Origin of the sequence: Streptacidiphilus sp. EB103A, from assembly GCF_041261405.1 — a bacterium.
Lineage (GTDB): Bacteria > Actinomycetota > Actinomycetes > Streptomycetales > Streptomycetaceae > Streptacidiphilus.
In genome coordinates this window covers 26,053-39,409 of sequence record NZ_JBGCAQ010000039.1, presented here as the reverse complement: position 1 = coordinate 39,409, position 13,357 = coordinate 26,053, and the positions used below count along the sequence as shown (strand labels likewise).

General features: G+C 69.0%; 14 protein-coding genes. 7 read left to right on the top strand and 7 right to left on the bottom strand.

Annotated features, from left to right (window positions below; translation table 11 throughout):
- The first annotated feature begins 695 nt into the window (after positions 1 to 695).
- A complete protein-coding gene (locus tag ABH941_RS39635) occupies positions 696 to 875 on the top strand; it encodes a hypothetical protein (protein ID WP_370136737.1) in 180 nt (59 codons plus the stop codon).
- Between the two features lie 70 nt (positions 876 to 945).
- Here ABH941_RS39635 and ABH941_RS39630 read toward each other — a convergent pair whose 3' ends face one another.
- Together ABH941_RS39630 and ABH941_RS39625 are read right to left on the bottom strand one after the other, a co-directional pair.
- The gene (locus ABH941_RS39630; protein ID WP_370136732.1) at positions 946 to 2,109 is read right to left on the bottom strand and encodes an ADP-ribosylglycohydrolase family protein; all 1,164 of its coding nucleotides are present in this window, start codon (positions 2,107 to 2,109) and stop codon (positions 946 to 948) included.
- A gap of 1,098 nt (positions 2,110 to 3,207) precedes the next feature.
- Positions 3,208 to 3,540, bottom strand: coding sequence for a hypothetical protein (locus tag ABH941_RS39625; protein ID WP_370136723.1), 333 nt, complete (start codon positions 3,538 to 3,540; stop codon positions 3,208 to 3,210).
- A gap of 52 nt (positions 3,541 to 3,592) precedes the next feature.
- Here ABH941_RS39625 and ABH941_RS39620 point away from each other — a divergent pair, with 52 nt between their 5' ends.
- Positions 3,593 to 4,324 (top strand): hypothetical protein, encoded by a 732-nt coding sequence (locus tag ABH941_RS39620; RefSeq protein ID WP_370136700.1) that lies wholly within the window; start codon positions 3,593 to 3,595, stop codon positions 4,322 to 4,324.
- A 212-nt stretch (positions 4,325 to 4,536) separates the two neighbouring features.
- Here ABH941_RS39620 and ABH941_RS39615 read toward each other — a convergent pair whose 3' ends face one another.
- Together ABH941_RS39615 and ABH941_RS39610 are read right to left on the bottom strand one after the other, a co-directional pair.
- A complete protein-coding gene (locus ABH941_RS39615; protein WP_370136688.1) occupies positions 4,537 to 4,788 on the bottom strand; it encodes a hypothetical protein in 252 nt (83 codons plus the stop codon).
- A 2-nt stretch (positions 4,789 to 4,790) separates the two neighbouring features.
- Positions 4,791 to 5,057, bottom strand: a complete 267-nt coding sequence (locus ABH941_RS39610; RefSeq protein ID WP_370136682.1) for a hypothetical protein — start codon at positions 5,055 to 5,057, stop codon at positions 4,791 to 4,793.
- A 462-nt stretch (positions 5,058 to 5,519) separates the two neighbouring features.
- Between ABH941_RS39610 and ABH941_RS39605 the strand changes: the two genes are divergently transcribed.
- Positions 5,520 to 5,681 (top strand): hypothetical protein, encoded by a 162-nt coding sequence (locus ABH941_RS39605; RefSeq protein WP_370136666.1) that lies wholly within the window; start codon positions 5,520 to 5,522, stop codon positions 5,679 to 5,681.
- Between the two features lie 38 nt (positions 5,682 to 5,719).
- On the opposite strand, the gene ABH941_RS39600 is transcribed toward ABH941_RS39605, so the two are convergent.
- On the bottom strand, positions 5,720 to 6,058 hold the full coding sequence (locus tag ABH941_RS39600) for an RNA polymerase-binding protein RbpA (RefSeq protein WP_370136652.1): 339 nt from the start codon (positions 6,056 to 6,058) through the stop codon (positions 5,720 to 5,722).
- Between the two features lie 366 nt (positions 6,059 to 6,424).
- Here ABH941_RS39600 and ABH941_RS39595 point away from each other — a divergent pair, with 366 nt between their 5' ends.
- The 3 genes from ABH941_RS39595 to ABH941_RS39585 are packed head-to-tail and all read left to right on the top strand — an operon-like array spanning position 6,425 to position 11,242.
- Positions 6,425 to 7,030, top strand: a complete 606-nt coding sequence (locus ABH941_RS39595; RefSeq protein ID WP_370136637.1) for a hypothetical protein — start codon at positions 6,425 to 6,427, stop codon at positions 7,028 to 7,030.
- 8 nt (positions 7,031 to 7,038) lie between these two features.
- Entirely contained in the window at positions 7,039 to 9,093 is a 2,055-nt protein-coding gene (locus ABH941_RS39590) for a DEAD/DEAH box helicase family protein (protein ID WP_370136635.1), read from the top strand.
- Positions 9,086 to 11,242, top strand: coding sequence for a stress protein (locus ABH941_RS39585; protein WP_370136621.1), 2,157 nt, complete (start codon positions 9,086 to 9,088; stop codon positions 11,240 to 11,242). The genes ABH941_RS39590 and ABH941_RS39585 overlap by 8 nt, the downstream gene beginning before the upstream one ends.
- 96 nt (positions 11,243 to 11,338) lie before the next feature.
- On the opposite strand, the gene ABH941_RS39580 is transcribed toward ABH941_RS39585, so the two are convergent.
- The gene (locus ABH941_RS39580; protein WP_370136619.1) at positions 11,339 to 11,482 is read right to left on the bottom strand and encodes a DUF3732 domain-containing protein; all 144 of its coding nucleotides are present in this window, start codon (positions 11,480 to 11,482) and stop codon (positions 11,339 to 11,341) included.
- A gap of 11 nt (positions 11,483 to 11,493) precedes the next feature.
- Complete coding sequence (locus ABH941_RS39575) at positions 11,494 to 11,799, bottom strand: DUF3732 domain-containing protein (protein WP_370136616.1); 306 nt, start codon at positions 11,797 to 11,799, stop codon at positions 11,494 to 11,496.
- Positions 11,800 to 11,985: 186 nt separating this feature from the next.
- On the opposite strand from ABH941_RS39575, the gene ABH941_RS39570 reads away from it, so the two are divergent.
- A complete protein-coding gene (locus tag ABH941_RS39570) occupies positions 11,986 to 13,329 on the top strand; it encodes a hypothetical protein (RefSeq protein WP_370136608.1) in 1,344 nt (447 codons plus the stop codon).
- Positions 13,330 to 13,357 lie beyond the last annotated feature (28 nt).

Here is a 13,357-nt window from a genome sequence, read left to right as displayed (position 1 = left end):
GCGAGAGCAGCCACTTCCTCGCCTTCCTCGGCCTCGCCGCCGCACTGACCTGCTACAAAAAGCTGGCGAAAGCGACCACATGAGACACACTCTTAAACGCCCGCAGGGCATAGAAACCATTCCGAGCCGCGTGCGGCGCGGAGGGGTGGTGCCGTGCGCAGCACCTTCAACGCCCGCAGGGCATAGAAACGCGAGGCGGTCGTTCTTGGCGTAGTGCTTCACCAAGGCCCTGTGCGCAGCACCCATAACGCCCGCAGGGCATAGTAACTCCAGCTGCACCGCATGCGTGTTGATGGGCTGTGCGCAGCACCCTCAACGCCCACAGGGCATAGAAACTAGCGCATCTGGAACCATAGGAAGTAGAGGAAGCTGTGCGCAGCAGACGGCCCGCGCAGCGATCTACGCGACCGCAGGTCATCCAGCCCGGAATCTCGGTAGAGTGCGCAGTACCCTCAACGCCCGCAGGGCATAGAAACGATCTTCATGCTCCGCGTTGCGTCGTGCAGCGTGAGTGCGCAGTACCCTCAACGCCCGCAGGGCATAGAAACGCCTCCTTGGTGTTGTGGTAGATGAAGTCCGTGCGACCGTGCGCATCACCCTCAACGCCCGCAGGGCATAGAAACCCGTCGCCCAAATCTGGGGCACGTAGCGCCCGTTGTGCGCAGCACCTTAGCTCAGCGAACACCGTGAGGATCGTGGCGAACCTGCCCGGCGGCGCGGACACGACCCGGGTGGGCCTCGCCCCGCAGGAACTGCCTGGCGGCGTGGGCGAGAACCACCGCGTGCAGCTGGTGGACCTCGGCGATGCCCCTGCCGACCCGGCACCCGAGCACGGCGCCACGCACGCAGCAGTAGGCCGGACGGGTGGCCGGTGACCCCGGGGGGGGCGACCGGGGCCTGCCGCGCCCGGCGGGTGCGGCAGCGGGCTCCGGACCGGCAGCGCCCTCAGTAGATCCAGCGGCGTTCCTCGCCCGGGGCCACTTCGGCCGCGATGTCGTCCGCGAGCATGGCGATTGCCGCGCGCCCCTCGATCCGCCTCAGCCAGTCCAGCGGCAGGCAAACGTCGCCGTACTGCGCGCCGAGCAGGTTGCCGCAGATGGAGCCGGTGGAGTCGCTGTCGCCGGAGTGGTTGACCGAGAGGAGGAAGGCCGCCTCGATGGGCGTACGCGGCGGGGTCGGGTGGCAGTGGGTGCCCTGCTGGTCGACGTAGAAGGTCTGCGGCCGGGTCGGGGCCAGCGCGGCGTAGACCCCGATGGCCAGCGCTTCCTCGGCGACCCAGCCGGCACCCAGGCTCTGCAGCTTCTCCACGGTCGCCTCGCCGCCCTCACAGGCCAGATCGTAGGCCCGGCGCAGGGCGGTGCTGGCCTCTTCGTGGCCCGGGTAGCGGGCGAGCAGGTCCAGGGTGAGCAGCACAGCGGCGGCCGGTGACGTACCGTCGATCAGGTGGTGGATCAGGGCGGCGAAGGCGCCGGCGGCGTAGTAGCCGGTGGGGTGGCCGTGGGTGATCTGGGCACAGCGCGCCGCGGCTTCGAAGGCGGCCGTGGCGCCCTGGTCGGTGAAGCCGAAGGGGGCGGAGCGCATGACCGTGCCGCAGCCCTTGGAGTGCGGGTTCACCGGTCCGGGCCCACCTATGAGCGGATCGCTCAGGTTGGGGGTGTGGGTCTGCCGTAGACCGGACAGGCATGCATTGCCGGGTGCACGCCGGGCGTACAGCCACTGCTCCTCGCGCAGCCACCCGGTGCGGTGCCGCAACCCCTGGTGCGGCGGCGGCGCCGGCTCGGTCTGGGTCTCCAGCCAGCACAGGTAGGCGTCGCGCACCATCGCCGTCTCCGCACCGCCGATGCCCTTCGCCTTGGCGCGGGCGTAGCCGCCGAGCCAGCCGGAGGCGGTGAACAGCGTCATCTGGGTGTCGTCGGTGACCCGGCCGATCACCCCCTCCCCGTCGGCGACCAGGCCGGTGACACCGTTATCGCCGTACTTGGCCCGGATCTCCGCCAGCGGCAGAAACTCGATCGGATTACCCATCGCGTCCCCGATGGCACCGCCGAGCAGGCAACCGCGTACCCGGGCACGGTATGCGGTCAGTTCCTGCCATGAGTGCTTCTGCACTCCGACATCCCCCCTGGGTTGTTCTCCGGCGTTCTCGGTACGGTGCAGGATTCCAGCTCAGTCGATCACCGGGCGTCGCTTGACGGCAATGCAGTCAGGCGCCATTTATGTCGGAGTTCCGCCCGCGCTGAACCGGCGGGAGTGGCAGCTGTGCGGTTGGCGCTGAGTTTCCAGGCGGCAACCCGGCGCCGACACCCTCCCCGCCGACACGTGCTCGCGCCGACAACCGCTCACCAGTGCGCTTCCCTTAGTCCGAGGGGTCGGTGGCCCGACGTCCGGCCTCGGTGAGCCTGGCCACCCACCTGCGGCCCTTCCTGTCCCGCACAGGATGATCTTCGACGGCGGCGAGGCCGAGTCTCTCCAAGGACCGGACTGTGGCAAGGTGAATACCGCCAGGCTGCCGGGCCGCTGTCAGACCGCGGTCCTCCAGGCGCCGCAGCTCGCCCAGCGCCTCCCAGCCCCGCTCTGACAGCGCACCGGTATCCACCTCCACGGCGCCCGGCCCGCTCTCCCCGCCCGGCATCAGGCAGCCCTCACTGACCCGGCGCCCGGGAGCCGCCTTCATAGGCGGTCTTCAGCTGTCCGCGCAGCTCGGCGCGGCCAGCGCCGGTGATCCGGAGCCCCTTCGCGGTGGGTGCGTCCATCGGGCACGTCCCCCTATCTCTGCACACGATCGGTAGTGGGCCGCCATCATCGCGCACCAACGGGCCTGCCACCAGCAGAATCCCGGTATCGTGCAGGTCACCGCTCACGGTAGGCGATGCATAGAGCCGACGGCGCGTCTGCCGCGAGCAGCGGCTTCTGCGGTGGACCGCGGCATCGGGGGCGCGGCGAGACCGCCGCGCCCGCGAGTCAATCCGAGATCGTCACCGAGGAGAAGGACGGCACAGCCCTCAACCTCCCGCTGCGGCCCGGCGATCCCTGCCCCACCCGGGCCGGCGGCGCGTGCCGCCTCTGCTGGTTCTCAGCCCAACCCACAGGTGAGCAGCGCCCGGCCGAGGCCAGGCCGGGCCAACACCGGCGCAGCACGGGCGTAGCCGGGTCAGCCGAGGCCGGAAGCCGGAGCCGGTCTCCGGCGGCGTCGGCGGACCGCTGGTGTCACGGCGCCGCCGCAACCTCCACCGGGCCTTGCGCTGCCGTCGGCAGCGGCGGCTCCGCAGTCCCGACCTCGTTGCCCATGACGCACAGCCACGCCCCGTCCCCGTCAGCGCTGAGGAAGCGGTCGTGCAGGTGGATCGGCTCCTCCGGGTTCACCCGGCCCTCCAGGATCCGCGCCAGCAGCTCGACGGCCAGGTCCTCGTCGATCCGCAGTGCCTGCCGCACCAGCTCGGCCACCGCACCGCCGCGCCCTGCGACATCGTCCTGCGGCAGCACCAGCCGCCAGTTCTCATCACCGCGCGAGGGCTGGAACACCAACACGTAGTAGTCCACGGCCCGTAGCCTCGCCGGACCCTGCCCCACCCACCCATCCGACACGCCCCAGGTGGCCGACCTCACCGCCGCGCATGCCGCCCTCGGGGGCACCACGGACAGGCTCAGCCTGGACCTCGACAGCGGGTGGGCGGCCCCGCTCGAGCTGGCGATCACCAGCGGACAACCGCTGTGGAGCGACGACCTGTTCATCCGCGAGGCGGCTCGCGCAGCCGGTGTCCCCGCCTTCGGCACTCGCGCCCTCACCCGGGTCCTGGCCGCCGAACAGCGTACCCCGGACACCGGGGAGGCAGACGATGCGCGCTGGCTCGCCGGGCGAGTCGTCGACCTGCCCCACCACCCGACGCTGCTCGTCGCCCAGGCCGAAGCCGAGCATTGGCTCCCCGGCGCCGTCGCCGCCGCGCTCATCCGCCCGGCAGCCTGGCACTCCCCGACCGCCCTGAGTACCTGGGCGACGATCACCAGCCAGGTGGTTGCCCAGCAACCCGACCAACTCGGCCCTTGGCTCTACCTCGCATCCCTGGGAGCGGCGGCGGCCCCGTCCGACCCGGCGACCCTCTGCGCCCAGCTCCTCGCCATCGCCTGCATCGAAGCCGGACCGGGTGCCGCAGCATCGCTGACCGAGGCGGGCATGGAGGCGGCCCGGCGGCGGGACCTGCCAGCAGACCAGTGGCGACAGGCCGTCATCAACGAGCTGGGCACGGCGATCGCTGCCGGACACCTTCCCGGACTCACCCCAGCTGCCCCCGTAGACCTGACCGGGCAGCTGGTCCAGGGAATCTGACGTGGACGGTGGTTCCACTCGTCTGGGCTCATGCCCGTGGGGTCGATCGGCGCGGGCTGGACAGCACCGCGCCGCCGCCGTCGGCCAGGCGGCGGAAGGCGTCCGCGGCAATCATCGGGGCGAGGTTGAAGCCGCGCCAGGCCGGGACGAACTTGACCTTGGCGAGTACGAGCAGGTCCTCGCCGCCGAACCACGATGCGAAGTCGCGGGTACTACTCCAGGCCTGCCCAGGCGATGCTGAGAACCGTGACCTTTCGCGTCTCGTCGCCGATGAGCAGCACAACCGCGAGGTCGCCGGCCGCCCAGAGGCGCATCAGCCCATCGTCGATGTCCCCGTACGGTTCGCCGATCGCCCGTGGATCCGCCAGCGCGTCGAGCAGCACGGTGGCCACCAGGCCGCGCGGGCGTTCGGGCAGATCCTTGTAAACGCGGTACATCTCCGCGTCGATGTGCAGTTGGAACACGCTCAGGCCGCCCGCGTCTGCCGGATCTCCGAGGTGACGTCCATGTACTCCGGTGGCAGCTCGCCGCCGTGCTCCAGCTGGTAGGCGTGCAGAACACGGCCCTTCTCGGCCGCCGCACGCAGCGTCTCGACCATCGTGACCCACCGCCGGGCGAGCGCCGGCTGCTCGGCGAACGGCGTGAGGTTCAGCTGCTTCACGAACTCGGCCCCGAGGCTCGCCGACGGCAAGGCGTGCGCGATCGCGTCCGGTGTCCACTGAGCTGCGTCCATGACCGCCTCATCTCGTCTTACCGCCGTGGCACCAACTCGCCATCGGCTCCGCCCAGCGTAGCCAGTGCCCGCCCCGGCCGACAGATCAACCCCGGATCTTCCCCCAAGACGCAGGCTGGCGGTCACGTTCCACTCCACGAACCGTGGTCCTCCGCGTCGAAGGACCACGTTGTCGAACGCTTGGGCTACGGCAGCGGTCGGGCCCTCACACCGCCGGAGTGGATCACCGAGCCAACCGACGTCGAGGAGGAGTCGTCCGGGGGCCGACCTGCCCGTGGGTATCCGCTTTGACCTGGGGTGCTACTGAGCACCCGATGCCTCCGCCGCCGAACGGTCAAAGAACAACGCCCCCGGACTTCTGCTGTGTGGAAGTCCGGCCGCCTGACGCGGTCATAGACTCGCGACTACCTCCCGAGCCAGTGCGCGAGCGGGGACCGACCTACCGGGAGGACCGAGCTCACCGTGAGCACAGTCAAGCGGACCGATGCGCCGATTTACGCCCAGTTGGTGCGCGAGCGCGGCGACGTGCCCTCCGAGGCCAGGAGAGCCGCGGAGGAGGCCCTGCGGCGGTCCGCCAACGCGGTGGATTTCCGTCTCCCCTGGAGAGCCAGCCCCTACCGGTGAGGACACAGGCGTGACGCACCGCCGACCCAGGCGTGGCGTCAGATGGTTCCGCGTAGCTTGGCCAGCGCCTCGTTGAGCAGGATCTCGCCGTCCTCCGGACTGCGGCGCTGGCGAACGTAGCCCAGGTGCGTCATGTAGGGGGCATGGCTCGGCGCGGCGGGGGCGTTGTCGAAGTCAGGACCAGCGGGCAGACCACACCTTGGACAGTCCCAGGCATCCGGGACCACTGCCTCGATTGCGAAGCTGGGCTGGCTGTGGTGGCCGTTGCCGCACCAGTACGACACCGTCCTGCGAGGAGCAAGATCACCGCGCTCCGGCTCCCCCATCGGCCCTGAGCCGATCCGGGCACCCCTGATGCCGCTGCGTCCCTGTGCCATGATCTCTCTCCTCGGCCATGCTGCCCACGCCTCGGATGTGCATGGGAACGCCCAGCGTACGGCCACCGTCCGGTAGAGCGGGTCCACGACCTCTGCGGAGGCGCCCAGAGCTGGCGGCCCGCGCTCCTGTGGGGCGTCGCGCGCGCCCGGCTCAGGGCCGTCCACCACCCACCGGCGAGGCGACGCGACCGACGGCCGGGACGCGGGCAGGGCGCCGAGCCCGGCCGGAGACAGAGGCAGCGGGCCTGGGCGCAGGGCAGAGCCAAGCGGAGACGCCGAGAACCGGAAACGCACGGAGGAATCGGCCTGGCTCCCCTAGAGTCGCCAGAACGGCAGGTGGCGGAGTCGTGAGAGGTTGGGAACCGCATGGATGAGGTGCAGTGGTTCCCGCGGTTTACCGCGATCCCTGGTGTCCAGTACACACCCCCTCCCGGGATTGATGTCCAAGGAGTCCGTAGCCGGTATCAGCTGACCCCCAGGATCAACCGATACGAGTTCGGGTCGTCGCTGTCGTGGGGGAACACGAGCGCTTCACCTGCGCAGCAGCACGCGCTCAGCGATCCCTCGCGCCCGTCGACCAGCGAGGTGCTGGTGAACCTCGCTGAAGCGCTGGAGCTGCCGGGTGAACCCTCTCACTACCACTTCGCACTCCAGCGCGCGGCCGGGGTGTTGTGGGGCCGCCGTCGCCAGAGCCGGGAGATGCTCTCCGCGGTCGAGCACTTCTGCTGGCTTGATCTGCAGCTTGTCCAGGCAGTGCCCAGTGCGGTCTCGTCCGGACCGGACGGTGCGGGGGGCTTCTACTACATCGAGGCGTTCGACAGGCTGCTCGACATGTATCTGCGTGACGGACTGCTGGCTGATGCCGTAGGTGTGGCTGAGATCGCAGAGCGCTTCGGTGCCGGTGAACTGACTCGCGCACGGGAGGCGCGGGAGCGGTTCGCGTCCGTGGCAGCGGAAGACGAGCGGTCATGAATGGGCCGGTGAGCCTCGCCGACGTGATCCCGAGCGAGTCGTTCCTCGAGTACGCCTTCTTGCGCTGGGTGCTGACCCCCGCAGCCCACCCCGGCATCGCCGACAGGGTGCGGGCCCAGGCACCGCTGGAGGTGGGCGGGCACAGCTATCGGCTTGACTACGAGATGCGAGGCGAGCGGCTTGTCGTTGCCCTCGAGCTCGACGGTTTCGCCGTGCACGGTACCCGCCAGGCATTCACCTATGACCGGCTGCGTCAGAACGACATCACCGCTGCCGGCCGCGCGGTCGTCCGCTTCTCGTACGACGCCATCCGCTGCGACACTGCGCGCTGTGTCGCGCAGCTGCAGGCCGTGATGGCCACCGACCCGGCGCTGGCCGCTTTCATTCTCGACAACCCCCGTGTGGAGACGCCTGTCATGGATCCTGACCCGACTGCCGCGCTGGGCGCCTCTCCCAGGGCTCGTGTGCCGCGGGAGGAGAGCCCCTACTTCGCGTCCGTGCGGGACGTCATCGACATGCGGACCTTGAGGGAGTGTCAGAAGCAGGCATTCGCAGCGCTGGCGAACTACTACACGTCCGGGGGGACGAAGGCGGCGTGCGTCATGAGCGTGGGGGCCGGCAAGACCGTGCTGGGAGTCAGCGCGGTGCTGGCCCTGGCCCGTCGGCGTGCCCTGGTCGTTACTCCCGGCAACGTCATCCGTGGCACGTTCGTCCGGGCTCTTGATCACACTGCGGTGGGCAATGCGCTGTACGGACTGCCTGGCGGCTCGCTGATCCCGGGTCGGCAGCCTCCCAGGGTCCTGACGGTGGACCGTGACGCAGGCGGTCTGCGCAACATCGGCCGCGATGCCCTGCTGTCCGCCGACGTGATCGTCACCAATTTCCACTCGTTGGGCACCGGTGAGGATGCGGATGATCTCCTGGCCAAGCTTCAACCGGGCGATGTGGACTTCATCGTCGTCGACGAGGCGCACATCGCGGCGGCCGAGTCGTACCAGCGGTTGTTCCGTCACTTCGCCGAGGCTCGCACGCTGCTGATGAGCGCGTGTTTCAGTCGCCTGGACGGCAAGCCGATCGACGCTGATGTCGTGTACCGCTACCGGCTCATCGACTCCATCGCCGACGGCAACGCCAAGAACCTGCGGGTCCACCGGTTCGCCCCGGATACCGCGGCCACGACGTACGAGCTGGTGTGGCCGGACGGCCGCCGCGAGGAGATCGTGGGGCGCGAGGAGCTGCTGGAGGTCCTGGGCGACGAGCGCAAGCTGTCGCGGATCACCGCCAAGTCGACCGAGCCGATCCGGCAGGTGATGCGCATCGTGGGTCGCCTGCTGGACCAGCAGCGGGACCTGTTGTTCCCCGTCAAACCGAGAGTGCTGTTCGCGGCCATGGGCAGGCAGCACGCCGAGCAGATCGCCCGCCTGGCGAACGAGCACGGGATCGCCTGTGATGTGCTGCACCATTCGATGACCGACGCCGCGGTCGCCAGGGTCCGCGAGCGCTTCGAGTCGGACGCCGGCGACCTGGACGGGATCGTCCAGTTGAAGATGCTGGGCCAGGGGTACGACTTCCCGCCGATCTGCCTCGTGGTGCCGATGCGGCCCTACGGCAGCTTCAGCGAGTTCTACCAGTTCATCGGCCGAGGCATCCGGGTGCTGCTCCATCCGGCCCTGCTCGGCCGTGTCGGGCCCGAGCAGCAGTTCCTCGACATCGTCCTGCACACTGAGCTCGGCCTGGACGAGCACCTCGACACGCTCTACGCCGAGAACGACATGGATCCGGTGACCGGCACGGTCGCGGAGGACGTCACCGAGCCCGTGGGCACGGATCCGCTCGCCGGCAGCCGCGGTGCCGATGAGGCCGGTCGGATGGAAGCGTTCGTACTCTTCGAGCGCGGCGAGATCACCAGCCGGGTGGTCCACGACTCCGTACGCGTCGAAACCCGCCGAGCTGAGCGTGAACAAGAGGCCCTGGCTCAGCGCTACGCGAACTACGCCGCGACCACCGAGAACCCGGTCTCCTTCGAGCAGTACGTCGATGTCCTGCGAGCGATGCGTGACTGACACTGACCGCGCCGGAAGAACACTCGCCTCCACCGCCAGTGTCCAGGAGTTCCTGTCCGTCGAAGCCGGCCTCGGACTGACAGACCGGTTCGCGCCCGTCGAAGACCTCGCCACGACCGTGCTGGCCGCGAGCTTCGCCGGCAGCCCGCCCGTCACGGTCACCAGAGAGACGCTGGCCCTGCAGCAGCTGCCGCCAAGTGCCATGGAAACCATGCGCGAACTGCTCGACCTGGCCGGCCAGCAGGCTCGCGGTGCGTGGTGGCTGCCCGAATCCGCGCTGGTGAAGGCCGGCCCGGTCAACCTGCCCGCCTACTTCTCTACCGGGCCCAGGTGGGCTTCGAGCGCGGCCGCGTTGGACAGCGCACGCGTGGACCTGGCCGCCAACCGCGACGTACTCGCGTGCTGGGCGCTCCTGGTCCCGCTCGCGGACACGCTGGTCGCGCCGTTGAACCTGCGTGGCCCCCAGTCCGGCGCCCTTGCCCCGGAGGCGCGCGACGCCGCCTGGTCCACCGTCCGCGCCCGCTACAGCGAACTGGGTCTGCTCACCGAACCGGTCCAGGCAGCACTCGCCGTCCTGGTCCCGGGAAACGGCTGGTCGCGTCTGACGTCCACTCAGCAGATCATTGCGAAGCAGGCTCTCGTCCACGCGTTGGCGGGCGCCGTGAACGGCATCACCGTGGCCCGATGGCGCGTCACCCAGCTGCGGCCGCTGCTGGACCGCTACTACACGAAGGCCACCAGGGGGCAGCCGACCGCACGCGCCGTGCTCACCAAGGCCCTGCAGCCGGCGCTTGCCGCATTCTTCGCCGGCGACTGGCTGGCCTTCCTCGACTACCTCGGCGAGCAGCCGGCCCGCGACGAGCAGATCGTCACCACGCTCCCCGAACCGCGCCTGTATGTACAGGCGTCAGCGAAGGTCGAGCGGATCGCCGCGCAGAAGAACCTGCCCGCCGACGAGGTCGCCCGCATGCTCGCCAGCTACCTCGGCACCGATGAGATCCGCTCCCCGATCGAGCAGCGCACCGCGGTGCTGCGCCGCTACTGGGAGGCGTTCGACGCGGCACACGCCGGCCAGCGAACCGGCCGGGCGTCCCTGCTCGGGCTGGTCTGCGAGCCCTGGCTGATCCCCGGCCCGGATACACCGTTCTGCCGCCCCGCCGACGAGCGCATCCTGCCGTCCCGGCTTCTGGGGGACATCGAGCACCTGTGGCGGGGCGAGATCACGGCGCGGTACCCCCAGCGGATCGTCTCCACCCTCTTCCCCCGTGCCCGGATGGCCGAAGCATTCGGGCCTGCGCTGCGTTTCTGGCACGAGGTCACCCTGACCGCCTGGTTCATCTGCGAAGGCCCCTACGCCCGCACCGACCTCGACGGCATGGCCGGGTACTACGCCGCGCAGGTCGAAGCGCTCGCTGGTCTCGGGACGCCGATCCCCCTGGAGTTGTTCGCCGATCTGAAAGCCGCCACGTCCCGCCTCGGTCCGCCGCGGCCCATCGTCACGCACCACCAGCAGAGCACCCTGGCCCACGGGGTCACCCTGGACTTCTCCTACTCCTCAGGAGAACGCCGCGACGGCTTCGAAATCCTGCGGGACATCATCACCCAGCACCGCCGTACGTGGGCCGAACGCCACCTTGAGACCGCGCTTCGACACGCGTGGGAAGACGCGTTGAGGGATGTGGCCCGCGAACTCAACCGTGCCATCGCCAGCCGCGGCAAACCCCCCACAGTCAAGCAGTTCGCACGGGTAGCTGCCCCGGTCGCGAACACCTGGTTCGGTGGTGACCTCAATGCCCTCTACGTCGCTCTCGGCGAGAAGGCCCCGCCCGCACAAGAACGGGTCCACCTGCTCCCCTACGACCTCGTCGACTTCGGCAACCGGCTCTTCGACGCCTTGGGCGGCCACTTCATCCCCGACTCCGCCGCCTCGGCCGACCCCGCATACACGAACAGCTCGCTGTTGACTCGCCTCATCACCCACGCTCCCCGTTTCGTCCAGCTCGAAGAACTCCTCGGCCGCCAGCCCACACCCGAGGAGTTCCGCGCCCACTACTACACCTGGCCGCAAGACCTCACCTTCGACCGGTACGCGACCACCATCACCCGGGTGCGCCAAGAACTACCGAAGGTCAGGCAAGAGACATCATGAGCACAACGCCATGCTGAGAAGAGGTCTGGCCGGTCGAGTCGGCGGCGAAGCAGTGAGCAGCAGCGTCAAGTGCGCCGCAGTCTCGGTGCTCCAAGGTCACTCCGCGTTGTCGCTCCACTCCTGCGGGATGAGCTTGCGCCCATCGCGCCAGTTCTGAACGATCGACTCCTGGAACCAGGGGTCCGTCAGATCCACGTGATCGCATACAATGACCTGCATGTCAGGGGCCAGCTCGCGCACGACTTCGTAGATCAGGCTGAACAGTCGCGCGACCGACTCACGATCGCCCCCGCAGGCCCGCCGTCGCCGAACCAGGCCTGCGTCGGCTGGTCGAGCATGAGGATGCGCGGCACGGGGCGTTTTTGACGCACGAAGTAGCGGCGCAGCGCCAGATGCGCGACGACGTGGTAGCCAATCCAGTTCGCTGCGCTTCCGATGCTCGCGATGGAGGATGCCTCTCCTTGCTCGCTTGCGAAGGGCACAGTCAGGCGATCGACGTCCAGGAGCACCCTCATGCCATGCCGTTCCAGGCCCAGTTCCCCGGCCATGGCGGTCATGTCCTGGCCGATCCTGGCTGCCCCCGCCGCCCCTCGCCCGATGTTCCGGAAGAAGGACACCCCCTGCAAGTGGACGCCGACGCGTCTCCGCGGCGACACGCGTCCGATTTGACTAGCCTGCTCAGCGGGTCAAGCATGGAATACAGGCTCCTTTACCTTATGCGCACTCGATCGCGGGGAGGGCCTATGATGACGGCTCCATTCCAACGCGTCTCGCTCGACGACGGTACGACAGCCGATCTGTTTCTCCTCCGATATGACAAGAAGGGACGGCTCCGCAGCCCTGTCGCCGAGGAGAGACTCAAGGAGGGTTTTTCCAGAACCAGCGATGTCTTTCTCTTCTCGCACGGCTGGAATAACACCTTCGACACGGCCCTCGCCCGATACCGCGATTTCATTTCGGGCTATGCCGGGCAACGCCGCGCACAGGGAATTCCGCTCGGACCGGATTATCGACCGGTTCTGGTCGGGGTGATGTGGCCGTCTACTAGTTTCCTCATGCCCTGGGAGATGGGACCTCAGATCGCAGCGGATCCCGAGCCGGACGGCCCCGAGGCACACCGGTCCGAGGAACTGCTCGCGTTCGTCACCGATTCGCTTGGCCCCCAGCCCGACGCGGAGTTCACGGAACTTATCGACGGCCGGACGGAGATCAGCCCCGAAGACGCCGTCCGCGCAGCGTCAATCGCCCTCCAAGCCCTGCGGCCCGATGCCGATCCCGACAACGGTGCTCCCCCGCCCAGCGTCGAGGAATTCCTTGCCACTTGGGCCCAGTTGGATGAGGGCGAGGCTCCAGCGCCTTCCGACCCAGACGACTACGGCACCGCGAGCTCCGGACCGGCCACTGAGCCACGCCTTGCTAGCGGTTCCTCCTACGATCCGCGCAACCTGCTCCGCGTCGCCACGGTCTGGAAGATGAAGTCGCGCGCCGGAGTGGTCGGCGCGAACGGGGTGGGTCCGCTCGCGCGACACGTCCTGGAGCACAGCAGCGCACGGCTGCATCTGATCGGCCACTCGTTCGGAGCGCGCGTCATCATGTCCGCGCTGGCAACCGAAGAACTGGCCCGTCCCGCCCACTCCCTGCTGCTATTGCAGCCTGCGGTCAACCGCTGGTGCTTCGCGCCGGACGTGGCAGGGACAGGTCGCATGGGCGGTTACCACTCGGTGCTGGGGCGAGTGGAGAAGGCGGTGGTCACGACGTTCTCCCTACATGACAAAGCGTTGACGAAGTACTTTCCTCTCGCACTGCGCGGCGGAAGCCTCGGCGAGCCGCAGATTGCCGGCATCGCGGAGCCGGCGCTGTACGGGGCGCTCGGTGGGGGGCTCGGGCCGGCCGGCCTCGGCGACCTCTGCGCTCGGGTGCCTGCCGTGGTCCCAGGCGCGCAGGGCTATGACGTGGACGGCGGCCTACGGTTGATAGCCATCGACGGCGGAACACGGATCGGAGGCAAACCGGCAATCGACGGACACGGTGACATCAGCAACATCACCACCTGGTGGGCCCTGCACCGTCTCACCAGGTCCAACTGAGCCCGGGTACGGCGCGGGTTCGGCAGCA

What these genes read in the sequence shown, in the direction of transcription:
- ABH941_RS39610 (WP_370136682.1), bottom strand. Translation starts at nt 5,057, where the DNA reads ATGGACGCAGCTCAGTGGACACCGGACGCGATCGCGCACGCCTTGCCG.
- ABH941_RS39600 (WP_370136652.1), bottom strand. Translation starts at nt 6,058, where the DNA reads ATGGCACAGGGACGCAGCGGCATCAGGGGTGCCCGGATCGGCTCAGGG.
- ABH941_RS39595 (WP_370136637.1), top strand. Translation starts at nt 6,425, where the DNA reads ATGGATGAGGTGCAGTGGTTCCCGCGGTTTACCGCGATCCCTGGTGTC.
- ABH941_RS39575 (WP_370136616.1), bottom strand. Translation starts at nt 11,799, where the DNA reads ATGACCGCCATGGCCGGGGAACTGGGCCTGGAACGGCATGGCATGAGG.
- ABH941_RS39570 (WP_370136608.1), top strand. Translation starts at nt 11,986, where the DNA reads ATGATGACGGCTCCATTCCAACGCGTCTCGCTCGACGACGGTACGACA.